Consider the following 24,784-nt stretch of genomic DNA (forward strand, 5'->3'; position numbering starts at 1 on the left):
TAAGTCGGTAGCAGGCTATTCGATAGCCTCATAAGGAAGCCCGACGTAATTTTCTGCAATGGTTTTTTGTCCCGCTTCTGAACTGACAAAGTAGTCCAGTTCCGAGGCGCTGATGCGCTGACTGAAATCGTCGTGCTCGTCGAAACGGTGCAGCATCGAGGTCATCCACCAGGAGAATCGCTCGGCTTTCCACACCCGACGCAGGCAGATTTCCGAGTACTTCTCCAGTAACTCAGTGCGACCTTCGCGGTAGACCTTCAGCAGAATCCTGAACAACGTGCTGACGTCGCTGGCAGCCAGGTTCAAACCCTTGGCCCCGGTCGGCGGCACGATATGCGCCGCGTCGCCCACCAGAAACATCCGCCCGTACTGCATCGGCTCGACCACAAAACTGCGCAGCGGCGCGATGCTCTTTTCAATCGACGGGCCAGTCACCAGTTTCTGTGCCAGATCCTCCGGCAGACGTTTGCGCAGTTCATCCCAGAATCGCTGATCCGACCAGTCGTCGACGTTTTCCTCGGCCGGCACTTGCAGGTAATAGCGGGTGCGGGTCGCCGAACGCATGCTGCACAGGGCGAAGCCGCGCTCGTGGCGGGCGTAGACCAGTTCATCGTGAATCGGTGGCGTATCGGCGAGGATCCCCAGCCAGCCGAACGGATAAACCCGTTCGAACACCTTCAGGCAGTCCGCCGGAATCGACTGACGCGCCACGCCGTGGAAACCGTCGCAACCGGCGATGTAATCGCAATCGACGCGCCAGGTTTCGCCGTCCTTTTCAAACGTGACATAGGCTTCGTCGCTTTTCATGCCACAGGGAACGACATGGCTGGCTTCGTAGATTGTCTGTCCGCCGGTCTCCCGACGAGCGGCCATCAGGTCGCGGGTAACCTCGGTCTGGCCATAGACCATCACGGTTTTTCCACCGGTCAGCGCCTGCAGATCGATGTGCACCCGACGCCCGTCGAGGGCCAGTTCGAAACCACCGTGCACCAGCCCTTCAGCGTCCATCCGCTGGCCCACGCCAGCCTCGCGCAACAGCTCTACCATGCCCTGTTCAAGGACGCCGGCGCGAATTCGGCCGAGCACATAGTCAGGGGTCTGGCGCTCGATAATTAGGGTGTCGATGCCGGCATTGTGCAACAGTTGGCCGAGCAACAATCCGGACGGACCGGCGCCAATGATGGCGACTTGGGTTTTCAGCGTTTTCATTGTTTTTATGACTCGCAAGCTTCACGCGACAGCGGCCGGTGAATGATTTTCAGGATTCGAGTGCTTGCATTTTTCCCTTGCGGGTCTGTCAATTGAAGGTGAAAACTGAGCCGATACCTGTACATTCTGCCAATCGGTGCGATTATCGCCCGCAAACCTCGAGAGGCCTGGATTGAAGTGATGAACAAGCCTGACCTGCCTTCGATTCCGGTGTTCAAGCTCTACGGTGAAAGCCTGGACTGGCCGACCCCTGACTTGCTGCACTGTGAAACCATTTCCAAACGCAGCCGCGAACACCAATGGGAAATCAAACCCCACCGCCACGCCGATTTGTGCCAGTTGCTCTTCGTATTCAAAGGTCAGGCAGAGCTTGAAATCGAAGGCCAACGCACGCAACTGAACGAAGCCGCGATCCAGATCCTGCCGCCGTTATCGGTGCATGGATTCCGTTTTTCCGAGGACGTCGAGGGATTTGTCGTCACCCTGGCCACGCCATTGATCAACCACTTGCAGGCGCAACTGGGCAACGCGGTGCAGGCCCTGGCCCAGGCCGAAAGCTACCCGGCGGGCAAGGATGCGGACTACCTCAACAGTCTGTTTGCTGCGTTGCAGGCCGAGTACAACGGCCATCAACCGGCGCGGGAAATGCTCATGCATTCGCTGGTGAGCGTGATCATGGTCTGGGTCAGCCGTCAGGCGATCCACCGTCACAACGCCAAGCAGCGCCCACACCGTCAGCGCGAATACCTCAATGGCTTTATCCAACTGGTAGAGGAGACGTACCGACAGCACGTCAAGGTTGAGGACCTGGCTCATCGCCTGGGAATTTCCGTCTCGCACCTCAACGGCACCTGCCGCGAACTGGCGGGGCAGCCGGCGTTGCAGATCATGCACGAACGCCAGTTGCTGGAAGCCAAGCGGCTGCTGACTTACACCGGCATGACCATTTACGAGATGTCCGAGGTGTTGGGTTTTTCCGATCCGACCAACTTCACGCGCCTGTTCCGGCGCCGGGTGGGAATCTCGCCAAAGGCGTTCCGCGACCGCTTGAAGGCCGAGCAGAACGACGACGCCTGAACCTGGTATCAGCGCAGGGCGTTGAGGGTGGCGTTGTGAGGGATGCAGCGCTCGAAGTTGCAGCTCGCGTACTCACGGGGCAGTTGCCGCAACTGCTCCACGCGCCATGCCGCGGTGCCGTACAGCGCCAGCGTGGCCGCGCAGGTGATGAAAATCGCGAGGTATCTTCTTGTTCTGGTGTTCATGGCGTTGACCTCTGAACGAATACCCTTGGGTACTACTTTCAGCATAGGTCAGCGCCGTGGAGTTGCCAGCGGCTCTATGCACGGGATTACAGCCCGATATCCCATTGCGGGTTTTCGGGAAAACGCTGCACCAGAAAATCCAGCATGCAGCGCAGCGCCGCCGGCATGTGCTTGCGCGAGGCATACACGGCGTAGATGTTCATCTGCCGCGGCTCGGCGTGAGGCAGCAGGCGAATTAGTTCGCCGCTGTGAATATGCACCCCGGCCTGATAGGTGGGCAGCATCGCCACCCCGGCGCCGGCCAGTGTGGCACGCAGCAGAGTGCTGGCCTCGTTGGCGCTGATATTGCCCTGCACCGGCACCGACACCGGTTCGCCATCCTCTTCGAAATGCCACAGGCTCTTGCCGAAGTAGGAGTGGGTCAGGCAGTTGTGCCGGCTCAGATCTTCTACGCGCTGCGGTTGTGGATGTGCCTGCAGATAGGCGGGCGCGGCACAGACCACCGATCGGCAGACCGTCAGGCGCCGGGCGATCAGGTTGGGGTCGAGGTCGTTGCTGGTACGGATCGCCAGGTCGATGCGCTCGTCCACCAGATTCACCGTGCGATCGAGCATTTGCAGGTCGATGTTGACGCCCGGGTAGTGCTTGACGAACGCCGCCATGGCATCGGCCAGTTGCGCCTGGCCGAACGAGGTGCTGACGCTGATCCGCAGCAACCCCCGTGGCGCGTCGTCGGGCTCGCTGACGGCGGCCTGCATGTCGCCCGACAGTTCGAGCATCTGCCGGCAGCGCGGCAGGATTTCGTTGCCGGCGGCGGTCAGGCTCAACTTGCGCGTGGTGCGGTGCATCAGGCGTGCGCCGACCCAGTCTTCCAGTTCCGCCAGATACCGCGACACCACCGGCCGTGACAGGTCCAGGTGATCGGCCGCCGCCGACTGGCTGCCCAGATCCACTACTGTGACAAACACCCGCATTGCTTGGAGACGATCCATGATTTGCCCGCTTTCAGAAACAAACTATGTTCAAGCATCGCATTTTTTGTAACGAGTCTGGCAACTAAGCTCTGTCCCCATCGCCAAGCACGGCATTCGAACAGCGGAGCAACCCATGATCGGCTTCACCACCCTCAAGCGCGTTTTACTGGCCACCGCCACCCTCGGCTTTGCTGCCCACGCAGCGGCCGCGAACCTGAACCTCGATGTCTACAACCCGGGCACCCACGCGATCTTCCCGGTGACCTCGGTGCTGGTCAGCGGTGAGAAGGACGCGATTCTGGTGGACGCCCAGTTCGGCAAATCCCAGGCCGAGCAAGTGGTGGAAAAGATCCGCGCCAGCGGCAAGCAACTGACCACCATCTACATCAGCCACGGTGATCCGGATTACTACTTCGGTCTCGACACCCTGACCAAAGCCTTCCCGAATGCCAAGGTGCTGGCCTCGCAGCCAACCGTTGATCACATCAAGCAAACCGTCGACGGCAAACTCGCGTTCTGGGGCCCGAAAATGGGCGCCGACGTGCCGGCCAAAACCATCGTGCCGGGCGTGCTCAAGGGCGACAGCCTGATGCTCGAAGGGCAGAAACTGCAGGTGGTCGGCCTGGAAGGCAAGCAACCGGATCGCAGCTTCGTGTGGATTCCATCGTTGAAAGCCGTGGTTGGCGGTGTCGTCGTCGCCGAGAACATCCATGTGTGGATGGCCGATACCCAGACTGCACAATCCCACGCCGACTGGCTGCAAACCCTGCACTCGATCGAAACCCTGAAACCGAAAACCGTGGTGCCGGGTCACTACCTGGGTGACAGCGCCCGTTCGCTGGCGGCCGTGAAATTCACCGCCGACTACATCAAGGCGTTCGACGAGGAAGCCGCCAAGGCCAAGGACTCTGCCGCGCTGATCGCCGCGATGAAAAAACGCTACCCGACACTGGGCGAAGAAAGCTCGCTGGAGCTGAGCGCCAAAGTCGCCAAGGGCGAGATGAAGTGGTAACCCGATTCTGAAAAACGCAGCACTCTCAAGCCAACTGGAGAATGTCATGAGCAAGATCGCAATCATTGGTGCCACCGGCCGTGCCGGCAGCCAATTGCTGGAAGAAGCCCTGCGCCGCGGCCACAGCGTCACCGCCATCGCTCGGGATACCTCGAAGATCGGCGCCCGTGCCGGTGTGGCCAGCAAGAATGTCGACGTGCTGGACGCCGCGGCGCTGCAAGCGGCAATCGCCGGTCACGATGTGGTGATCAGCGCCGCGCATTTCGCCACGGTGCCGGCCAGCGCGCTGATCGGCCCGGTGAAACAGGCCGGGGTGAAACGTCTGCTGGTGGTCGGCGGGGCCGGTTCGTTGTTGCTGCCGGACGGCACTCGCGTGATCGACAGCGCCGGTTTCCCGGCCGAGTACAAGGCTGAGGCCAGCGCCGGTGCGGCGTTCCTTGATGCGCTGCGTCAGGAAAAAGAACTGGACTGGACGTTCCTGTCGCCGTCGGCGCTGTTCTTCGAAGGCGAGCGCACCGGCAAATTCCGCGTTGGCAAGGATGACTTGCTGGTGAGTGCTGAAGGTCAGAGCTCGATTACGTTTGCCGACTACGCGATTGCGCTGATCGACGAAGTGGAAACGCCGAAGCATTCGCGTCAGCGGTTTACTGTCGGTTATTGAGGGTTTTGGGTGGTTTTCGGGGTTTGTGTCTGATCCGAAAATTGACCCTCACCCCAGCCCTCTCCCGGAGGGAGAGGGAGCCGACCGAGTTGTCTGACGTGATTCATCGACCTGAAAGTTCGAGTCGATTATGGATTCGGTACAGCACGTTCAGGTCGGCGTAATTTTCGAGTATCCCACGATCGGCTCCCTCTCCCTCCGGGAGAGGGCTGGGGTGAGGGGGGGGCCTCACCGCGTATGAGCCTGCTCCACCAACCACCCCATCAGCTCCTGCAATTTCGCCGACGGCTCCGACGCCGGCGCGACGATGTAATAGCCCAATCCCGTCTTCACCTTCAGATCGAACGGCATCACCAGTCGCCCGGCGTTCAAGTCGTCGCCGATCAGTGACCAGTCGCCGATCGCCACCCCCGTCCCGTGGGACGCCATCGACATCGCCTGATCCAGGGTCTCGAAATGCTGACCGCTGGCGATGTTGTTCAAGTGCAGTTCGGCGGCTTCGAGCCAGAGTGTCCAGTCGTCATCCGTGTGGGTCGGGTGCAGCAGCAGATGCTGTTGCAGATCTGCCGGTGTGTGCAGGGCCGGCCCACCGTTGAGCAGTGTCGGCGAGCAGACCGGCGTCAGTTGTTCATCGAACAGATGCAGGGTCGCAGGCGAATCGTGGGGCGCGGTGCCGTAGATCACCGCCGCATCGAATTGCTCGCGATGAAAGTCCACCCCGTGTTGCAGCGACGCCGTGAGTTTCACCGGCACGTCCGGGCGCTCGCGCTGCCATTGCAGCAGGCGCGGCAACAGCCAGCGCATCACGCAGCTCGGCGCCTTGAGTTGCAGGGTCTCGCGTTTGGCGCCGATCTGCTCCACCGAGTCGCCGATCAGGCTGAACACCTGCTGCACCCGTGGCAGCCATTCACGCCCTTCGGCCGTCAGCTCCAGGCCCCGGGCCAGGCGAATGAACAGCTCATAACCCAGATGTTCCTCAAGCCCGGCGATCTGCCGGCTCACCGCACCCTGGGTGATGTGCAACTGCTCGGCGGCCCGGGTGAAGTTGCAGCACTGCGCGGTGATCAGAAACGTGTGCAGGGCGGGCAGGGGAGGCAGTCGTTTCATGTGGATCCAAGGTATGACGTGAGGACATGGCTAGTATGAGCTTTTATCGATTGTTGCGGCTACGGGTCGCCCGTTTCAATGAGGCCAATCACCGGTTCCTTTCAAGCCCGGTGCCTCAACGAACAAGAAGGGCAAAGACATGGCGACGTGTGGCGAAGTACTGGTCAAGTTACTCGAAGATTATGGGGTCGAGCAGGTGTTCGGCATTCCCGGGGTGCATACCGTGGAGCTGTATCGCGGGCTGGCCCGTTCGAGCATCAACCACGTCACCCCGCGCCACGAACAGGGCGCCGGCTTCATGGCCGACGGCTACGCCCGTACCAGCGGCAAACCGGGTGTGTGCTTCATCATCACCGGCCCGGGCATGACCAACATCACCACCGCCATGGGCCAGGCGTACGCCGATTCGATCCCGATGCTGGTGATCTCCAGCGTACAGACTCGCAATCAGTTGGGCGGCGGACGCGGCAAGCTGCATGAACTGCCGAACCAGAGCGCACTGGTCGGCGGCGTGGCGGCGTTCTCCCACACCCTGATGTCGGCGTCCGAATTGCCGGGCGTATTGGCCCGTGCGTTTGCGCTGTTCCAGGCCGGGCGTCCGCGTCCGGTGCACATCGAAATTCCGCTGGACGTGCTGGTCGAAGAAGCCGACGAACTGCTGGCCAGCGTGCCGGTCTACATCGACCGCGCCGGTGCCGCGCCGGCCGCCGTGAGCCGCATGACTGAACTGCTGGCCGGCGCCCAGCGTCCGCTGATCCTCGCCGGTGGCGGCGCCATCGACGCGGCTGCCGAACTCACCGAACTGGCTGAGTTGCTCGATGCACCAGTGGCTCTGACCATCAACGCCAAAGGCATGCTGCCGTCCAGCCATCCACTGCTGATCGGTTCGACCCAGAGCCTGGTGGCGACCCGCGCCCTGGTGGCCGATGCCGACGTGGTGCTGGCGATCGGCACTGAACTGGCGGAAACCGACTACGACGTGACCTTCGCCGGCGGCTTCGAAATCCCCGGCAAGTTGCTGCGCGTCGATATCGATCCCGACCAGACCGTGCGCAACTACCCGCCTTACGTGGCGCTGGTGGCCGACTCGCGCAACGCCGCACAAGCGCTGCTCAGCGCGCTGTCGCACAAACCGCTGGCCGAGCGCCGCAACGATTGGGGTCAGGTACGCGCCGCGCGTCTGCGTGAAGACCTGGCCGCAACCTGGGACGCGCCGACCCTGGCCCAGACCCGTTTCCTCGAAACCGTGCTGCATGAATTGCCGAACGCGGTGTTCGTCGGTGACTCCACGCAACCGGTGTACACCGGCAACCTGACCTTCAACACGGAGCGTCCGCGCCGCTGGTTCAACTCGTCCACCGGTTTCGGCACCCTCGGTTACGCCCTGCCGGCGGCGATTGGCGCATGGCTTGGCGGCAACCTCGAACGCGGCGCTCGTGCGCCGGTGGTGTGCCTGATCGGCGACGGCGGTCTGCAATTCACCCTGCCGGAACTGGCCAGTGCTGTGGAAGCGCGCACGCCGGTGATCATCCTGCTGTGGAATAACCAGGGTTACGAAGAGATCAAGAAATACATGGTCAACCGCGCCATCGAGCCGGTGGGCGTGGACATCTACACCCCGGACTTCATCGGTGTGGCCAAGGCCCTGGGTTGTGCAGCAGAAGCGATCAGCTCGGCCGAACATCTGCGCGGCGCACTGCGCGCCGCCACCGATCGTCAGGGCCCGACCCTGATCGAAATCGACCAGACCCAATGGATGAAGGCGGTGGCCCAATGATGAATTTCCCGACCACACTCGACGGCCTGTACATCAACGGCCAATGGTCCGCCGGTCGAGAACACCTGCGCGTCATCAACCCGGCCACCGAAGCGCTGCTGACCACGGTCAATGGCGGCGACGAAAGCGCCGTCAATCAAGCGGTAACGGCAGCGACCGAAGCCTTCAAGGGCTGGTCGAAAACCACCGGTGCCGAGCGCGGCGCGATCCTGCGCAACATCGCCAACGGCGTGCGCAACGGTCGTGATCACTTGATGAAGTTGCAGTCGAGCAACAACGGCAAACCGCAGTTTGAAGCGGGCATCGATGTCGACGACGTGATCGCCACGTTCGAGTACTACGCCGAACTCGCCGAAGGCCTCGACGCCAGACTCGACAGCAACGTGCCGCTGCCCAGCGATGACTTCAGCGCACGTCTGCGCCGCGAGCCGTGCGGTGTGGTCGGGCTGATCGTGCCGTGGAATTTCCCGATGGTCACCACCGCGTGGAAACTCGCCCCGGCCTTGGCCGCCGGTTGCTGCGTGGTACTCAAACCGTCGGAAGTCACGCCGCTGCCGGAACTGGAGCTGGCGGCCATCATCGCTGAATCCGGTCTGCCAAAAGGCGTGTTCAACCTGGTGTGCGGCACCGGTCTGGCGGTCGGTGCGCCGCTGTCGGCGGATCCGCGCATCGCCAAGGTTTCCTTCACCGGCAGCAACGCCGTCGGTGTGCAAGTGATGCAACGCGCCGCTGAAACCGTGAAGGGCGTGAGTCTGGAACTGGGCGGTAAATCCTCGCTGCTGATCCTGGAAGACGCCGACCTGGATCTGGCGGTGGAGCTGGCCTGCGGTGGCGGTTTCTTCAACGCCGGGCAGATGTGCTCGGCCACCAGCCGAGTGCTGGTTGCCGATGAAATCGCCGATGAATTCCTGATTCGTCTGAAGGCCCGCGCGGAAAAAATTCGTGTGGCCGACCCGTTCGATCCGGAAGTCGAGATGGGCGCGCTGGTCAATCAGGCGCAATACCAACGCGTGCTCGGTCATATCGACCGTGGATTGAGCGCCGGTGCCAAGTTGATCTGTGGCGGCAATCGTCCTGCAGATCTGCCGCGCGGCTATTTCTTGCAACCGACGATCTTCACCGAAGTGCCCCTCGACAGTGCGCTGTGGTGTGAAGAGATCTTCGGGCCGGTGATCTGCGTTCGCAGTTTCGCTACGCAAGCCGAGGCGATTGCCCTGGCCAACGACAGTCAGTTCGGTCTGGTGGCCAGCGTGGTCACGCGTAATGCCGAGACCGCGGATCGGGTCGCCAACGCCTTGCAGGCGGGGCTGGTGTGGCTCAACGCGCCGCAGGTGATCTTCCCGCAGACGGCGTGGGGCGGCTACAAGCAGAGCAGCATCGGCCGCGAGTTGGGGCCGTGGGGCCTGGCGGCGTTCCAGGAAATCAAGCACGTGATCCGCGCGCTCTGAATGCCCGAAAAAGGTGAGCGCATGCCTCGCAACGAGGCATGCGCCGGCGTCATGGCTTCAATGAGTTTTTATCGATAGTCAGGTGTTTTGCACGACCTCAGGATGAACCCGCAGACCACGCTCAAGCCCTTTGAAACCGGGCGCTTGAGCAATTCCGGTCACGCAGATGCAAGGGTTGCGATCAGTCTCATACTTACAAAAAAATGGGAGTCCTAAATGGGCGAGCACGATCTGAACAGGCGTCAATTCATCAAAACCGTCGGCGTGGCCTCGGTGGCTGCGGCGGCCATGAGCATGCCCTTCATCCGGGCCAGTGCCAGCGACACCCGCTTTGCCGGCAAGACCCTGCGCCTGTTGACCTGGTCCGATGACACGGGCCTCGCCGCACTGCGCAATATCGCCGCAACGTTCGAAGCCAAGACTGGCGCCAAAGTGATTGCCGACCGCACCGGCAGCACTTCGGAAATGGTCGCCAAACTCAAGGCCGGCGGTGACCGTCCGCAGTACGACATCATCACCCTGGCCGGCGTTGGCGCCGAAGGTCTGGCCGCTGCCGGGCTGCTGGAAAAACCCGATCTCAACCGCATTCCCAACCTGATCGACGTCCCGGAAAAATACCGCACCGGGGCCAACGGTCACGGCATCGGTTACCTGCTGTGGTGCAACAGTCTGGTCTACAGCACCCGCACCCAGAAGGAAGCGCCGGACAGTTACGCTGCGCTGTGGGATGCTGACCTTGCGCCGAACATTTTCCTGCCGCCGCCGAACTGGACCGAGGCGATGGACCTGATCATCATCGCCGCCAAACTGGCCGGTGGTGACGAGCACAACATCGAGCCGGGCTTCAAGAAACTCGCCGAACTGAAAGACCGCGTGGTGACCCTGGGCGAAAACCCGAACCAGATCGCCGAGCTGTTCCGCACCGGTTCCCTGGACATGGGCGGCCTCTACGCCCCGGCGTTTTTCCCCAAGCAGATCCGCGACCCGAACTACGGCCTGGGCGCCACGTTCGGCATGAAGGAAGGTTTCTACACCGACCTGATGCTCTCGGTGATGCCGAAGAACCGTCCGGGCGACACTGACCTGGCCTACGCCTTCATCGACCACTCCCTCGACCCGCTGGTGCAGGGCAAGATGGCCGAAGACATCTTCAACGGCCCGGTCAACGCCAAGGCGATCATCTCCGCCGAAGCGCGCAAGAGCCCGTTCATCCTCACCCCGGAGCAGATCTCGGAGAAGGCGATCATGCACGACAACGCCTTCCTGGCGACCGTGCATGACCAGTGGATTCGTCGCTACACGGAAATCTTTTCTTCCTGACGCCGTACTTCCAGACACCACAGAAACCTTGTGGGAGCGGGCTTGCTCGCGAATGCAATCTGTCAGTCGCTTCATGGGTTGACTGACCCGCCGCTTTCGCGAGCAGGCTCGCTCCCACAGAGGGCCAAGGTGAGCTTGAAGCCGTTGTTTTTCCATTGACGAGATCATTGCTATGGAACATCAATCCCTGACCCAACCGGTCGGCGCGGGTGACGTGCGCTCGGCGCGCGGTGTTTCGCCGACCGCCCGGGCGTGGTTTTTTCTCACGCCGTCGATGCTGTTTCTCGGCGTGCTGATTGCCGCCAGCCTGCTCGTGCTGCGCATGAGTGTCGGCACCAAGGGCGCGGAATGGTCCGGTTTCAGCCTGGCCAGTTACGCCCAGTTGCTCGAACCCTACTACCTCAAATCGTTGCTGCTGACCTTGCGTCTGGCGCTGATCAGCGCGGTGATCGCGGTGGTGCTGGCGATCCCGGTGGCGTACACCATGTCGCGCCTGACCTCGCCATTCGTGCGGCGGATTTTTCTGGCGGCGGTGTTATTGCCGCTGCTGGTCAACCTGCTGCTGCAAAGCTACGGCTGGCTGGTGATCCTCGGCCCCGGCGGCATGCTCAACCAGACCCTGATGGGCCTCGGTCTGATCAAGCGCCCGATCATGTTGCTGTACAACCAGAACGGCGTGCTGATGGGCCTGGTGCAGACCGCGTTCCCGCTGGCCGTGCTGCCGATTGCCAGCGCCATGCGCGGTGTCGCCCGCAGCTACGAAGAAGCCGCCGCGACGCTGGGCGCCAGTCGCTTTCAAGTGTTCCGCCAGGTGGTGTTGCCGATGAGCCTGCCGGGGATCATCACCGGCGCGACCCTGGTGTTCGCCTACAACGCCAGCAGCTTCGTGGTGCCGTTGTTGCTCGGCGGTCGGCGCGTGCCGATGCTCGCAGTGATGGTGCATGACCAGATCGCACCGCTGATGAACTGGCCCGCCGCATCCGCCGCCGGGGTGGTGCTGATCGTCACTACGCTCGCCATCATGACCTTGTCCGAATACATCACCGGCCGCCGTCGCCGTCTGCTGGAGGCTTCGCAATGAGTGCCCTGATCAAGAAGCGTCAGTCGCTGCTGCCGGGCGACACCGGCAAGTTTGCCGGCATCCTCTCCGGGATCATTTTGTTCCTGGCCGTGTTGCCGATCCTGACCATGATCGTGATGTCGTTCAGCGGTGCGTCGAACCTCGACTTCCCGCCGAGCAGCTACAGCCTGCAGTGGTACAAGGCGGCGTGGCACACCTTTGTCTCGCCGGACGCCAGCGATGTGTTGAGCCTCGGCCAGGCCATGGGCACCAGTTTGCTGGTGGCGTGCCTGACGATGATTTTCGCCACGCTGATCGCGGTGCCGGCGGCCTACGCGCTGACCCGTTGCGAGTTCCGTGGCAAGGGTGTGGCGCTGCAACTGATGTCGCTGCCGCTGGTGTTTCCGATGGTGGTGCTGGGGCTGGCTTTGCTGCTGGTGTTCGACAGCCTGCCGTTCCACATGACGACTTCGCGGCTGGTCATTGCCCACGTGATTCTCGCGCTGCCCTTCGTGGTGAAGAACTGCACGGCGGCCATGCTTTCCATCGGCAGTGAAGTCGAAGAGGCCGCGCAGATGCTCGGCGCCTCGCCGCTACGGGCCATCGTCGACGTGGTGGTGCCGTTGATGAAATCGGGGATTCTGGCGGGGATGCTGCTGGCGTTCATCGTCTCGTTCAACGAATTCACCGTGACCTATTTTCTCTACACCATCGACGTCATGACCGTGCCGATCTGGATGTACAGCCGCACCGTGTCATCGCTCGACCCTACCGTGTTCTCGTTTGCCGTGCTGATCGTGCTGATCGACTTCGTCCTGATCTGGGCGCTGGAGAAGCTGGTGGGCGAGGGTGGCGTGTCCTTTTGATTTCTTGAGGTGATTTTATGTCTGGTCTGATTCTGGAAAACGTCGAGAAACACTACGGCTCGGCCTGCGCGGTAAAAGACGTCAACCTGCATTTGCCCGAGGGCAAACTGGTGTGCTTCCTCGGCCCGTCGGGTTGCGGCAAGACCACGTTGCTGCGAATGATCGCCGGGCTGGAAACCCTCACCGGCGGCGAGATCCGCCTGGACGGCGAGGACATCGGCCACACCCCGGCGCACCTGCGCAACTTCGGCATGGTGTTCCAGTCGCTGGCGCTGTTTCCGCACATGACCGTGGGCGAGAACATCGCCTATCCATTGAAATTGCGCGGCGTGAGCAAGGCCGATCAACAGGCGCGGGTGGTGGAATTGCTGGAACTGATCCAGCTGCAACCGATGATCGACCGTCCGGTAGCGAAACTCTCCGGTGGCCAGCGTCAGCGCGTGGCGATTGCCCGGGCGATTGCATCGCATCCGAAAATCCTTCTGCTCGACGAACCGCTGTCGGCGCTGGACGCCAAGTTGCGCGAGTCGATGCAGGTGGAAATCCGCCAGCTGCAACAACGCCTGAACATCACCACGATCATGGTGACCCACGATCAACGCGAAGCCATGACCATGGCCGACATCGTGGTGGTCCTCGGTGAGCATCGGGTGCAGCAGGTGGGTACGCCGATTGAAATCTATCGGCACCCGGCCAACGAATTCGTCGCGGATTTTATCGGCTCCGGCAACATCTTCCCGGCCACCGCACTGGGCGATGGCAAGGTCGTGCTGCCGGGCGGCGATGCCCTGCAAGTGCCGATCTGCAGCAGCATCGTGGTCGGGCAGAAAGTGAAGATGCTGATCCGCCCCGAAGACCTTCAACTGTCGGCGCCCCAGGCTACGGCGGGCAATCGTCTGCTGGGCAAGGTGACGTTCGTTCGGGATATCGGTGCGACGATCGAGACTACGGTGGAATGTTCCGGGGTGACCTTTACGGCGCTGAGTACGCCGTGTCAGGGCATCGGGCTGGGGATCGGGCATCTGGTGTCGGTGACGTTGCCGAGTGAGGCGTGTCGGGTGCTCGGCGCTTGAATCAAAGGCCCCATCGCGAGCAGGCTCGCTCCCACAGGTTCAGTAGTACGCCGATCCGATGTGGGAGCGAGCCTGCTCGCGATGGGGCCAGTGGCCGCAAAAAAAAACGGGTCAGACGGTCAGCCGCAACCGCGCCAGATCCCTTAGCGGCGGCGCCCCAAACAACCGGCTGTACTCGCGGCTGAACTGCGAAGGGCTTTCATACCCCACCCGATACCCGGCCGCAGAAGCCTCCAGCCCCTCAGCCAGCATCAACCGCCGCGCCTCTTGCAGACGCAGTTGCTTCTGATACTGCAACGGACTCATCGCCGTCATCGCCTTGAAGCGGTGATGCAACGTCGAGACGCTGAGGTTCACTTCCTTCGCCAGATCATCGATGCGCAGCGGCTGTTCGAAGTTGCCGTTGAGCCATTTGATCGCCTGGCTGATGCGGTGGCTCTGGCTGTTGGCGATGGCGATTTCGTACAGCCGATGGCCCTGCGGACTGCGCAACAGGCGATAGAGAATCTCCCGGCGGATCAGTGGCGCGAGCATGGCGATGTCTTTCGGTGCGTCGAGCAGGCGGGCCAGACGCAGCACCGCATCGAGCATGGCGCTGTCGATTTTCTCCACATACAGACCACGCCCGGTCGGCCGGGTCGGTACGCCCATCGGGCCGGCGTCGGCGATCAGCGCGGTGATTTCCGCCGGATCAATGTCCAGGCGCACGGCGAGGATCGGTTCCTCCGGCGAGACGTTCACCACCCGACCGCTCAATGGCATCGAAACCGATACCACCAGGTAATTCAGCGGGTCGTAATTGAAGAATTCGTCCGCCAGCCGTACCTCTTTGCGACCCTGGGCCATGATGCACAGCGCCGGTTGCGCGAGCACCGGGGCGAAGTCATGGGATTTTGTGTGGCGCGACATGAACAGCGAGCCGATGGCGGTGGCATAACTGCCATCTTCGCAGGTGTTGCGGCGAATGATCGCCGCCAGTTCCTCGCGCTGCTTTTCCATGTCGGCATCGGGCGGCGTTTGAAAACGATCGAATGACGTCATGTGCGGCATCCTCGGCAAAGTCGGTGGAATGGGGCAGAGCATAAGTTTGTGCAAGCGCAAGCGGTAGACACATCCTGCGAAATGCTTGCCTGATCCTGCATTGGGTTGTTGGCTCGCCCAGCCATAGCAGGACGCAGGTCGTCAGAATTGCCCGAAACCGGTGTGACAGGACGGTGACAGCAATTCACGACTGGTTACAGGTGTGCAAGACAGTCTCGCAGGATTGTGCAATGCGACGGCAGGAATCGACTAACGGCGAGCGCTGCCCGGCCCTTAACCTTGGATCCTGTCGCAGCCCGTCCCCGGCTGCCACGCGACTCCCTGGGAGGGTTGAACATGTCCAAGCAGATTCCCGTCAGTCATATGGCCTTCGTTCGAGCGCGCGCCGGCCGCTCGGCGGAACTCGGCATGCGCCTGAGCGCATTGATCGAGCCGTCTCGTGCCGCCGCCGGTTGCCTGAGCTTTTCCTTGCAGCATTCGCAGTGTGATCCCGAGCTGTGGCTGGTCTCCGGTTTCTGGAGCAACCAACAGTCGATGACCGCCTATTTCAGCAGCCCGTCGATGGAAGTTTTTGCCGAGCTGGTGCAGGACCTGGTGGTCAACAGCCTGGATTTCCACACGTTTAAAGACGTGTCGGCGGCGCAGGCGCTTGGTCAAAGTTGCGCGCCGATACACAAACTCGCCGGTTGAGGGTTTAATGGCCAGCCTATTTGACTGAGCCAGGACCTGCGACATGGCACGTAAAGAGTTCGAACACTTCGAAGCGGTTTCCGCTGTAGTCCCCGTCGAGTTGGGCAGCAACAAGGGTTATCACGCGGCAATCGCGGTCAAGGCCCTGGTCGACGGTGGTGCGCCACGCTTTCACAAGCTGTTGAATGACCAGGTGTTCCCTGGCGCCATTGCCGCCGATGAAGCGGCTATCAACGAGCTGGACAAGCTCAAGGGCGTCACTGATGACGCCGAGCTGATCTGGTAATCGCGTTTACTTGACGGCGCCCGGGCGCCACATCTTGAACAATGCCTCCGGCCCCAGCTGGAAGTAGTCCGCCGGCCCGCCGCCCCGCAGAATCGGTTCTGCCGCGGCGGTGTCGTAGATCCCGTCCTTCAACAGCCATTTGGCGATATGCACGGCGACCACTTCGCCCAGCACCAGCCAGCTCGGCACGGTCTCGCCGTCGGCGCGCTGCAACTGAATGATCTGCGTGACCTTGCACTCGAAGGACACCGGGCTTTCGGCCACGCGCGGCACGGCGATCACTTTCGACGCCACCGGCGTCAGCCCTGCGAGTTCGAACTCGTTGACCTCGGGCGCGACCATCGCGCAGCTCTGGTTCATCTGCTCGGCCAGCGGTCGGGTGGCGAGGTTCCAGACGAATTCGCCGGTCTGCTCGATGTTGTTCAGGCTGTCTTTGCGACCGACGCTGGAGAACCCGATGATCGGCGGAATGTAGTTGAACGCGTTGAAAAAGCTGTAGGGCGCCAGGTTCAGCCGGCCCTCGGCATCCTGCGAAGAAATCCAGCCGATGGGACGCGGGCCGACGATGGCGTTGAACGGATCGTGAGGCAGGCCGTGGCCGTTGGCCGGTTCGTAGAAATGGATGTCATCGGGCATGGCGGGTGTTCCTGGAAACGGCTGTCAGAGAGCGGCCATAGTGCAAGGACGGGCGGCTGATTTCCAGTCCTCCAGACATGACTAAGCCCGGCCGAAGCCGGGCTGTGGTGTGTGTATCCAGCGATCAACTGATGGCTGCAGCAGTACCGGTTTTATCAAAGCCGTCGGCGGCGATGGCGTTGGCAGTGCCGGTTTTATCGAAACCATCGGCAGCCACGGCTTTGCCGACGTTGGTCTTGTCGAAACCGTCAGCAGCATAGGTGCCGGTGTGGCTGGTTTCGATGGCAGCGCTGGCGCCGGAAATGAAGTCGGCGGATTTGGTTTTGTCCGAACCGTCGGCGGCAAAGGTGTTGGCGGCCAGTACGGACAGGGTCAGGGCGAGGATCAGTTTGGTTTTCATGGTCGTTCTCCAGATTCGAAATTGGTTGGCGATGTGTTTCGCATGGGATTCATGCTACGCCAATTAAATTGATTAAAAAGCGCAAGATAATGCTAAAAACAATCGATTAAATTGATATTAAGGGCGACGCATTCCATTCGCTTTCGTCGTCGGAGCGAGCGTCGCGCAGGTCATCGATCAGGTAGGTGCAGGATCGCTTCGGCGAATTAACCAGCGATTAATCGCCAGGAACCGCTGATCGGCCAACGAAAAAAGGGGCAGACCCGTGAAGGTCTGCCCCTTTTTTGATTCGCGTTGCCGGATCAGTCAGTGACGATGCGCGAATGTTTCTGGGTGTCTTTCATGGTGATGTACACCAGCAGGGACACCGCGATGCAGGCGGTCACGTACCAGTAGTAACCGGTTTCCATGCCGATGCTCTTGAACCACAGCGCGATGTATTCGGCGGTGCCGCCGAAGATCGACACGGTCAGTGCGTACGGCAGGCCGACGCCCAGTGCGCGGATTTCGGTCGGGAACAGCTCGGCCTTCACCACGGCGTTGATCGAGGTGTAGCCGCTGACGATGATCAGTGCCGCCATGATCAGGAAGAACGCGCCCCACCAGGTCTGGATGGTGTGCAGGGTCATCAGGATCGGCACGGTGAAGATCGTCCCCAGCACGCCGAAGGCGATCAGGATCGGACGACGACCGATCTTGTCGGACAGGCCGCCGATGATCGGTTGCAGGCACATGAACAGGAACAGCGTGGCGGCGGAAATGGTGGTGGAGTCGGAGATGCTCATGCCGACGGTGTTCACCAGGTATTTCTGCATGTAGGTGGTGTAGGTGTAGAACGCCAGCGTACCGCCCATGGTCAGGCCGACCACGGTGAGCAGTTCCTTCGGATGACGGAGCAAGGTGCGCATGGCGCTTTCCTTGGACTTCTCTTTCTTGGTGAACGACTCGGTTTCTTCCATGCCACGACGCAGGTACAGCGCCACGATTGCGCACAGTGCGCCGATGGCGAACGGAATACGCCAGCCCCAGGCATACAGCTGTTCGGTGGTCAGCATGTTCTGCAGCACGATCAACACGCCCAGCGCGATGAGCTGGCCGGAAATCAGGGTCACGTACTGGAAGCTGGAGAAGAAGCCGCGACGCTCCCTGGTTGCCATCTCCGACAGGTAAGTGGCGGAGGTGCCGTACTCGCCGCCCACCGACAGGCCTTGCAGCAGACGGGCGAACACCAGCAGGATCGGCGCGCCGATGCCGATGGTTTCGTAGTTCGGGCTGAGGGCGATCAGCAGGGAGCCGAAGCACATCAGGTAAACCGAGGCCATCAGCGCTTTTTTACGTCCGACCTTGTCGGCGTACAGGCCCATCAGCCAGCCACCGATCGGGCGCATCAGAAAACCCACGGCGAAGATCGCGGCGGTGTTCATCAACTGGGCGGTGGTGGAACCGGCGGGGAAGAAGGTCTTGGCAAAGTACAGCGAGAAGGCGGCATAGACGTACCAGTCGTACCACTCGACCATGTTGCCGACGGAACCGCTGAAGATCGACTTGATGCGACTGGCGGTGGTTCGTTCTTTGGCCGGCACGGCTGCCGACCCCAGAGGCAGGGCGTTGGAGTTATCCATTGAAGGATCCTTCGTTTAATTGTTTTTGTGGAGCGCGTTGAAACGCAGCCTGCGAGGGCTATAGCAGGACCTGTGCCAACGGATGGAGGGCCGGTTTAGAGGGGCTGGGAAGAATGGATGAGCGGAAATCCGCTTAATGTATGAGTTGTATTGAGCGGAAATTCGCTCACCCTGACGGATAGGTCATTGTTGTCTGTGCCGGCCTCTTCGCGGGCAAGCCCGCTCCCACAGTGGTCGGGAGTGTTCACAAATTCTGTGTTCACAAAAATCCCTGTGGGAGCGGGCTTGCCCGCGAAGGGGCCCGATCAGGCACTGTAAAAATCAACTACCCTGCACAAACATCTCCCGGGTCAAACCATGGCGCTGCATCTTTTCATTAAAGGTTCGGCGCGGCAGTTGCAGCTCTTCAAGCACGGCTTTCACATCACCCTTGTGCCGGGTCAACGCCGCCCGCAGACACTGCGCTTCAAACGCTTCCTGCTGCGCCGCCAGCGACTGGCCCGGATCGATGCCCTGCACCGGTTCATCCAGCCCCAGCACCTGACGCTCGGCCACGTTTGCCAACTCACGCACATTCCCCGGCCAGTCATGACTCAGCAGATGGCTCAACTGCGCACCACTGAGTGGCGGAAAAGTGCGGCCCAAGCGCTGGGCGGCGCTCTGGGCGAAGGACTCGAACAACAACGGAATGTCCTCCCGACGATCCCGCAGCGGCGGCAATCGCAACTCGGCGACGTTCAGCCGATACGCCAGGTCTTCGCGAAAACGCCCGGCCCGCGCTTCATCCAGCAAGTCGGGTTTGGTCGCCGCGACGATGCGCAAGTCCACGCGAATACTCTGGTTCGACCCCAGCCGCTCCAGCTTCTGCTCCTGCAACACCCGCAGCAGTTTCACCTGCTGGGCCAGCGGCATGCTTTCGATTTCATCGAGAAACAGCGTGCCGCCATCGGCGTATTCCAGTTTGCCGATGCGTTTGCCCGAGGCGCCGGTGAACGCGCCGCTTTCATGCCCGAACAACTCGGCTTCGAACAGTTGCTCGGGGATCGCCGCGCAGTTCAGCGCCACGAACGGCTTGTCGGCGCGGGGGCCGAAGTCGTGCAGGCAACGGGCGACCAGTTCCTTGCCGCTGCCGGTTTCGCCACGGATCAGCACGTTGACCGGCAGCGTCGCCAGGTCCAGTACCTGCCGGCGCAGGGTCTGCAAACTACGGGACACACCCAGCAGCGTCGCATCCAGTCTGGCGCGGTTGTCGGCCTGTTCGTGCAGGGCGCGGTTTTCCAGCACCAGCCGACGCTTGTCCAGTGCCCGGCGCAGGCTGCCGAGCAGGGTATCGGGGCTGAAGGGTTTTTCCAGAAAATCGTAGGCGCCGTCGCGCATGGCTTCGACCGCCATCGGCACATCGCCGTGGCCGGTGAGCAGGATCACCGGCAGATCGGCATCCCGGCGCTGCACTTCGGCCAGCAGTTCAAGACCGCTGAGGCCGGGCATGCGCACGTCGCTGACAATCACCCCGGCAAAATGCGCCGGCAACGCCGCCAGGCATTCCTCGGCGCGGCTGAACAGCTGCACCTCGAACCCGGACAGGCTCAGCCATTGTTCGACGGCACTGCGAATGCTGCTTTCGTCATCGACCACCATCACCGAATTGAGCATCAGATGTGCGCCTCCAGATCGATCGGCAAAGTCAGGCTGAACACCGCGCCGTTGTCGCCATTTTCGGCGCACAGGCGTCCGCCGGATTCATGAACGATGGCGAACGATACCGCCAGCCCCAGACCCAACCCGTCACCCACCGGTTTAGTGGTGAAGAACGGATCGAATACCTGCCCCAGATGTTCTTCGGCGATGCCGCCGCCGTTGTCGATGACGCTCAGGCGCCACAATTGCTCGTCGGTTTCCAGGCGGATTTCCAGACGCTTGCACGGTTTGCCCTGCATCGCATCGAGGGCGTTGCGCAGCAGGTTGATCAGCACCTGTTCGAGACGGATCGCATCGCCGCGTACCCACGCCGGCCGGGTCAGGTGCAGCACCAGACTGACCTGTTCGTCGCGCATTCTGGCGTCCAGCAACTGCAAGGCCTGATCGACCACCGTCGCCAGGTCCAGCCGTTCGCGCAGGCCGCTGGGGCTCTTGCGGGCGAAGGTTTTCAAATGACCGGTGAGGGCCGCCATGCGCGTGAGCATGTCATCCACCGGTTTGAGCGCCTTGTAGGCGTCATCGACGCGCCCATGATCGAGCAGCAGGCGCAGGGTCGCCAGTTGCATGCGCTGGGCGGTCAGCGGCTGATTGATTTCGTGAGCCAGCGCCGCCGACATCTGCCCCAGTGCCGCGAGTTTCGCCGATTGCACCAGACCATCCTGGGCGGTACGCAAATCACGGGTGCGTTCTTCGACCAGTTGCTCAAGCTCTTCGCGGCTGCGCTGGCGCATTTTTGCCAGGCGCCAGCGCTGGTTGAGGAACAGCAACAGGAATACCAGCGCCAGCCACACCCCGGCAGCAGCGAGCCCGGCATTGCGTTGGTCTTCGAAGGACAGTTGCGGGCGACGCAGCAGGTGCAGGGTCCAGCCTTCGGCGGTCAGCGGCAGCGATTCCCACAGGTAATCCGCCGTGCCTTGCGGACCTTCGACGCGACGCAGATCACTGTTGTCATCGAAGCGCCGCAGCGACAGATGCGTCAGCGGCACCAGCGACTGTTTGTCGTATTGGCGGGTGGCCTTGATCTCGCGGTAATCGGCCGGGCTCAGCGGGTGCAGCAGGCGATAGCGCCAGTCCGGCTGGTTGGCGATGAAGATGATGCCCCGGGCATCGCTGACCAGCAGAGTATCGTTGCCATGGCTCCATTCGCGTTCAAGCTCCGGGAATTCGAGTTTGACCACCATCGCCCCGAGGAACTCGCCGCTGTCACCGAGCACGGCACTGGACAGGAAATAACCGGGAATCCCGCTGGTCACGCCGACCGCATAAAAGCGCCCGGTGCCTTGAGTGCGGGTCTGGCTGAAGTAGGGGCGAAAGCCATAGTTGTGGCCGACGTAACTGCTGGGCAAGCGCCAGTTGCTGGCCGCCACCGCCAGACCCGTGTGATCGAGCAGCTCCAGGGTCGAGGACTGTGCGGCGCCGTTGATCTTTTCCAGCTTCAGATTCAGCGCAGCCTGCTGTTCGGCATCCACCTGACCGGCCAGCGCCGCACGCAATTGCGGATCCAGCGCGAGCACGGCGGGCAGGGCGCGGTAGCGGTCGATCAGGGTGTGCAGCGAGTTGGCGTACAGCGCCAGTTGCTGATTGGCCCGGGCAGCGTCTTCTTCCAGCGCCTGGCGTTCGGCGTGACGGATTGCCAGCGTTGCAGCAAGGGCGGCGCCGGCGATGATCAGCAGGGTATACAACGACAGACGCAAGGTACGGGAAGTCGGCAGCATGCTGGGACGAATGGATGGCAGGACGGGGTGGCACGATAACATGCCTCCCTGTGGCGGCAGGGTTGTCGAGGCATAAATTATGTGCGTTCAGGCCACGACTTTTGGGCTGGCTCTGTGGGTTAGAACCGTATTGGCCAGACCGCGGAGCATGTTCGTGACTTTTCCCGTTTGCCGATCCAGGTCATCCAGGTCAATCCCGCCGATACTTGTCGTGGATAGTGCATTGGCAAATTCATGAATCGTAGCGTTGCTCGATTCGATCTCATCAACGAGCCCAAGAATCTGGCGTTCGAACTCCAGCATCTTCTCGCCTGATTTGTCCGAAAGCGCTCCCAGGGTTTCATCCACAATCTCTGGCAATCCCAGCAGCACAGCAACGCCGGTGCTGATAGCGCTGACCGCTTCGGAAGGCAGGGAGGTCAGCGTCGACTTCAAAATAACCCCGGAAGCCTGAGTGGCAGCCTCCTTGGAAAACTTCAGCTGGGATTTCTGGCTGCCCAGATTCATGTTCTGGTATTTAGCCTTCAGATATTCAAGCGGCTCCATCTGCTTGTATTCGGCTCTCTGAATAATCTTGCTCGCCGTCAGTTTGCCGGTTTTCAGGTTAACCGGCGCGCTCATGCCCGTTCGTTCGGCCACATAGTCAATCAGGCCGCTGACCGCAATTTTTGCGCCGATGCCCAAGCCTGCCCCCACCACATTACCCACACCAGGCGCTACGACTCCCAAGGCCTGAGCGCCGATCCCGACGCCGATTCCCACGCCATAGCTGATCCCCTTGCCGATAACCAGCGTCAGGGTCCTGCGGGTCGCGGCAAGAGCAACGTCACTGCCTGAACCCATTCTGTCGAGTTGTTGTGCAGCGTCGCTCGCGCGCCCTTTGGTAAGCCCGAGTATTTCAATGTGACGTGTCACCTGTTTGCTCAGCTGGTTTTTCATGCGTCGCGTTGCGTCGGCTTGCCTGTTTTTGGCGTAGCTGGCGCTTTGCGAGGCAATGATCCGATCTACTCCCGCATCCAGATCTCCACGCGCCGGCAGCTTCACTTCACCTTTGGCATCAATATGACCGATCGGATCGTTGCCCACGAAGGTATAGAGATTGAGTCCGTCGATATCCATTGCCGGATCGGCACTGATCCAGCGCCCCAGCCAAGATGCATAGTAGCGGGCGCCGTAATGATACAAGCCGCTGACGTCCATTTCTTTATCCGAATAGCGCAGGGTCTTGTAATTGACCTCGACAGCGGAGCGTGCGGTCAGCGTGGCGGTGGCACCGAACGGCAGATAGGTTTCATCGCTGATCAATTGCGCCTGTCCATCCAGCTCTTTCACGGTTGAGCCCAGATGGTCCTGCAGGAGGTAACGCAGTTGATCGGCTGCAATGCCCGGCGGTTTGCCAGCCATCCAGTGCAGGCAGACCACGAAGCCCTGGGCACTGGCAAGGCTGATACGGTGCAGTTCTTCGCCGTTGTCCCGAGTACGGATTTCCAGCCCGGGCAGGTAACGGACCTCGTGGAAGTGTGTACTTTTCGTCGTGTGGGTCTCGTGACATTTGTAGACCCGCTCGCCCTGGCTGTAGCGATAGAACTCTTTGTCGTTGGCACTGCTTCCATTGCGATCGACGAGGGTTACGGTTTCCAGCTGACCTCGGCTATTCCATTGCAAAGGCATGCCAGATTGCAGGGCGAGCAGATCGCCGGCAGGACTGTACAACCGATTGAAATCGGGAGTCGGATCCCCCGGTTTCCAGCGCACGCCGCGGTTGCTCGCGGGGTCGATGAAAACCTCGCGGGTATGATGGGCACCTTCGCGTACATGGACGGTTTTGATCAGATTGTTGTTGTCATCGTATTCGTACGTTTCCGTGTACGGACGCCGGTCATTCGGATCTGTTGGCTGTGGCCTTGCGGGATTGTCCGAAGGCGGGGTGTCGGCATGACCAGTGGCACTGTGCAGGCGATACAGCGAATCGTAAGTGAATGTCCGGTCTCCTGTAATTCGCTGATTGGCAAAAAAACGGGGCGTAAAGGTGTGATCGAAGATGGCGGTGATATTGCCCATCCGGTCGTAACGGTATTCGAGATCCTGATGCACTGTCGCCGGATCCGCTTGTGCGATCTGCCGGTGCAGGCGTCCGTTGGCCGGATCGTACTGCCAGCGACTGATGACGCCATTACCGGCGAGTTGCTCGATGATCTGTCCGGCGGCGTTGTAGCGGGCAGCGCGCAGCACCGTTTGCCAATCGGAAGCGTCCTTGAGTTGCAATCTGATTTGTTGAAGCTGCCCGGCAACGTCGTGTGTTGACTGTTGTTTGTGCCCCCCTGCATCGATCTGTTCCAGCTGAGCGCCGGTTGGTCCGAACGTGCGCAGGGTGGTGAAATTTTTGTTGTCGTGAAAGGTCCGGGTTTCTCGCTGCGCCGATCCGGTCAGGCTGTAGCTGCTAAACGCCAGGCTCCCGGAAGGGTCTTTCACGCAAGTGATATTTCCACGCAAATTGAGCCCGGGATCGGCCGTGGCGTCGGCGTAGATCAAGGTTTCGACAGCGGGTATCGAATTCTCGTCGATGCTGATCGGGCGCACCTGGTGGTCATAATGAATGCGCCAGTGGTTGCCCATTGCATCCCAACGCTGTTGCTCTTCCCCTGCCAGTCCCGGTAGTAGCAGGCTTGACCCGGCATCGATGCTGTCGACTTTCAGCGGCTGCTCGCTCAATCCGAATACATTCACCAGGTTGGGGGTGGACAGCCGCGGGTCGCGTTGTTCGAGCAGAGACCCGGCCGCATCGTGGTGCAGGCGGGTGATCAACGCTTGCACAGGGCTGTCGGATACAGTGCGCAAGTAGGCGACTTGCCTGACCGGCAGGCCTCGGCTGTCGAACGCTGTCAGGGAGGGAGTATTCGAGTGGGGATTGATGGCCAAATCGTGTG

General features: G+C 61.3%; 22 protein-coding genes. 11 read left to right on the plus strand and 11 right to left on the minus strand.

The features are described 5' to 3' along the window. Positions 1-15 precede the first annotated feature (15 nt). The gene (pobA, locus tag J5M72_RS18635) at positions 16-1,209 is read right to left on the minus strand and encodes a 4-hydroxybenzoate 3-monooxygenase (protein ID WP_207866741.1); all 1,194 of its coding nucleotides are present in this window, start codon (positions 1,207-1,209) and stop codon (positions 16-18) included. Between the two features lie 180 nt (positions 1,210-1,389). On the opposite strand from pobA, the gene J5M72_RS18640 reads away from it, so the two are divergent. Continuing rightward, positions 1,390-2,286, plus strand: coding sequence for a helix-turn-helix domain-containing protein (locus tag J5M72_RS18640; RefSeq protein ID WP_169431671.1), 897 nt, complete (start codon positions 1,390-1,392; stop codon positions 2,284-2,286). A gap of 8 nt (positions 2,287-2,294) precedes the next feature. Here the strand turns inward: J5M72_RS18640 and J5M72_RS18645 are convergent, their stop codons facing one another. Together J5M72_RS18645 and J5M72_RS18650 are read right to left on the minus strand one after the other, a co-directional pair. Then, entirely contained in the window at positions 2,295-2,471 is a 177-nt protein-coding gene (locus J5M72_RS18645; RefSeq protein WP_007953274.1) for a hypothetical protein, read from the minus strand. A gap of 86 nt (positions 2,472-2,557) precedes the next feature. Next, positions 2,558-3,463 (minus strand): LysR family transcriptional regulator, encoded by a 906-nt coding sequence (locus J5M72_RS18650; RefSeq protein WP_207866742.1) that lies wholly within the window; start codon positions 3,461-3,463, stop codon positions 2,558-2,560. A gap of 115 nt (positions 3,464-3,578) precedes the next feature. On the opposite strand from J5M72_RS18650, the gene J5M72_RS18655 reads away from it, so the two are divergent. Continuing rightward, a complete protein-coding gene (locus tag J5M72_RS18655) occupies positions 3,579-4,457 on the plus strand; it encodes an MBL fold metallo-hydrolase (RefSeq protein ID WP_207866743.1) in 879 nt (292 codons plus the stop codon). A gap of 46 nt (positions 4,458-4,503) precedes the next feature. Beyond that, on the plus strand, positions 4,504-5,118 hold the full coding sequence (locus tag J5M72_RS18660) for an NAD(P)-dependent oxidoreductase (RefSeq protein WP_207866744.1): 615 nt from the start codon (positions 4,504-4,506) through the stop codon (positions 5,116-5,118). 228 nt (positions 5,119-5,346) lie between these two features. Here J5M72_RS18660 and J5M72_RS18665 read toward each other — a convergent pair whose 3' ends face one another. Then, positions 5,347-6,225: a LysR substrate-binding domain-containing protein gene (locus J5M72_RS18665; RefSeq protein ID WP_207866745.1), complete on the minus strand. Its 879-nt coding sequence runs from the start codon at positions 6,223-6,225 to the stop codon at positions 5,347-5,349. Between the two features lie 139 nt (positions 6,226-6,364). Here J5M72_RS18665 and J5M72_RS18670 point away from each other — a divergent pair, with 139 nt between their 5' ends. The 6 genes from J5M72_RS18670 to J5M72_RS18695 all read left to right on the plus strand — a co-directional run bounded on the left by J5M72_RS18670 (position 6,365) and on the right by J5M72_RS18695 (position 13,769). Beyond that, positions 6,365-8,002 (plus strand): 5-guanidino-2-oxopentanoate decarboxylase, encoded by a 1,638-nt coding sequence (locus J5M72_RS18670; protein ID WP_207866746.1) that lies wholly within the window; start codon positions 6,365-6,367, stop codon positions 8,000-8,002. After that, positions 8,002-9,450: an aldehyde dehydrogenase family protein gene (locus J5M72_RS18675; protein WP_169431666.1), complete on the plus strand. Its 1,449-nt coding sequence runs from the start codon at positions 8,002-8,004 to the stop codon at positions 9,448-9,450. The genes J5M72_RS18670 and J5M72_RS18675 overlap by 1 nt, the downstream gene beginning before the upstream one ends. Before the next feature lie 216 nt (positions 9,451-9,666). Then, entirely contained in the window at positions 9,667-10,770 is a 1,104-nt protein-coding gene (locus tag J5M72_RS18680; protein WP_207866747.1) for an ABC transporter substrate-binding protein, read from the plus strand. A 172-nt stretch (positions 10,771-10,942) separates the two neighbouring features. After that, positions 10,943-11,851: an ABC transporter permease gene (locus tag J5M72_RS18685; RefSeq protein ID WP_207866748.1), complete on the plus strand. Its 909-nt coding sequence runs from the start codon at positions 10,943-10,945 to the stop codon at positions 11,849-11,851. Next, positions 11,848-12,696, plus strand: a complete 849-nt coding sequence (locus tag J5M72_RS18690; RefSeq protein ID WP_064599073.1) for an ABC transporter permease — start codon at positions 11,848-11,850, stop codon at positions 12,694-12,696. Before J5M72_RS18685 ends, J5M72_RS18690 begins: the two co-directional genes overlap by 4 nt. A 17-nt stretch (positions 12,697-12,713) precedes the next feature. Continuing rightward, the gene (locus tag J5M72_RS18695) at positions 12,714-13,769 is read left to right on the plus strand and encodes an ABC transporter ATP-binding protein (protein WP_207866749.1); all 1,056 of its coding nucleotides are present in this window, start codon (positions 12,714-12,716) and stop codon (positions 13,767-13,769) included. 111 nt (positions 13,770-13,880) lie between these two features. Here the strand turns inward: J5M72_RS18695 and J5M72_RS18700 are convergent, their stop codons facing one another. Next, positions 13,881-14,810 carry an AraC family transcriptional regulator gene (locus J5M72_RS18700; protein WP_207866750.1) on the minus strand — a complete coding sequence of 310 codons (930 nt, stop codon included), beginning with the start codon at positions 14,808-14,810 and terminating at the stop codon, positions 13,881-13,883. Between the two features lie 336 nt (positions 14,811-15,146). Here J5M72_RS18700 and J5M72_RS18705 point away from each other — a divergent pair, with 336 nt between their 5' ends. Together J5M72_RS18705 and J5M72_RS18710 are read left to right on the plus strand one after the other, a co-directional pair. Continuing rightward, entirely contained in the window at positions 15,147-15,500 is a 354-nt protein-coding gene (locus J5M72_RS18705) for an antibiotic biosynthesis monooxygenase family protein (RefSeq protein WP_119427821.1), read from the plus strand. A 43-nt stretch (positions 15,501-15,543) separates the two neighbouring features. Then, complete coding sequence (locus J5M72_RS18710; protein ID WP_096818378.1) at positions 15,544-15,786, plus strand: hypothetical protein; 243 nt, start codon at positions 15,544-15,546, stop codon at positions 15,784-15,786. Between the two features lie 6 nt (positions 15,787-15,792). Here the strand turns inward: J5M72_RS18710 and J5M72_RS18715 are convergent, their stop codons facing one another. The 6 genes from J5M72_RS18715 to J5M72_RS18740 all read right to left on the minus strand — a co-directional run bounded on the left by J5M72_RS18715 (position 15,793) and on the right by J5M72_RS18740 (position 24,776). Next, a complete protein-coding gene (locus J5M72_RS18715) occupies positions 15,793-16,422 on the minus strand; it encodes a flavin reductase family protein (protein WP_169431663.1) in 630 nt (209 codons plus the stop codon). A 124-nt stretch (positions 16,423-16,546) separates the two neighbouring features. Further along, positions 16,547-16,822, minus strand: coding sequence for a hypothetical protein (locus J5M72_RS18720; RefSeq protein ID WP_074688408.1), 276 nt, complete (start codon positions 16,820-16,822; stop codon positions 16,547-16,549). A 302-nt stretch (positions 16,823-17,124) separates the two neighbouring features. Then, the gene (locus tag J5M72_RS18725; RefSeq protein ID WP_169431662.1) at positions 17,125-18,444 is read right to left on the minus strand and encodes an MFS transporter; all 1,320 of its coding nucleotides are present in this window, start codon (positions 18,442-18,444) and stop codon (positions 17,125-17,127) included. Positions 18,445-18,765: 321 nt separating this feature from the next. Continuing rightward, positions 18,766-20,097, minus strand: a complete 1,332-nt coding sequence (locus J5M72_RS18730) for a sigma-54 dependent transcriptional regulator (RefSeq protein WP_207866751.1) — start codon at positions 20,095-20,097, stop codon at positions 18,766-18,768. Beyond that, on the minus strand, positions 20,097-21,857 hold the full coding sequence (locus J5M72_RS18735) for an ATP-binding protein (RefSeq protein ID WP_169431660.1): 1,761 nt from the start codon (positions 21,855-21,857) through the stop codon (positions 20,097-20,099). The genes J5M72_RS18730 and J5M72_RS18735 overlap by 1 nt, the downstream gene beginning before the upstream one ends. 87 nt (positions 21,858-21,944) lie before the next feature. Further along, positions 21,945-24,776, minus strand: a complete 2,832-nt coding sequence (locus J5M72_RS18740; RefSeq protein WP_207866752.1) for an RHS repeat-associated core domain-containing protein — start codon at positions 24,774-24,776, stop codon at positions 21,945-21,947. Between the last annotated feature and the right edge of the window lie 8 nt (positions 24,777-24,784).

Origin of the sequence: Pseudomonas sp. 58(2021) (assembly GCF_017491585.1) — a bacterium.
Taxonomy (GTDB): Bacteria; Pseudomonadota; Gammaproteobacteria; order Pseudomonadales; family Pseudomonadaceae; genus Aquipseudomonas; species Aquipseudomonas fluorescens_BT.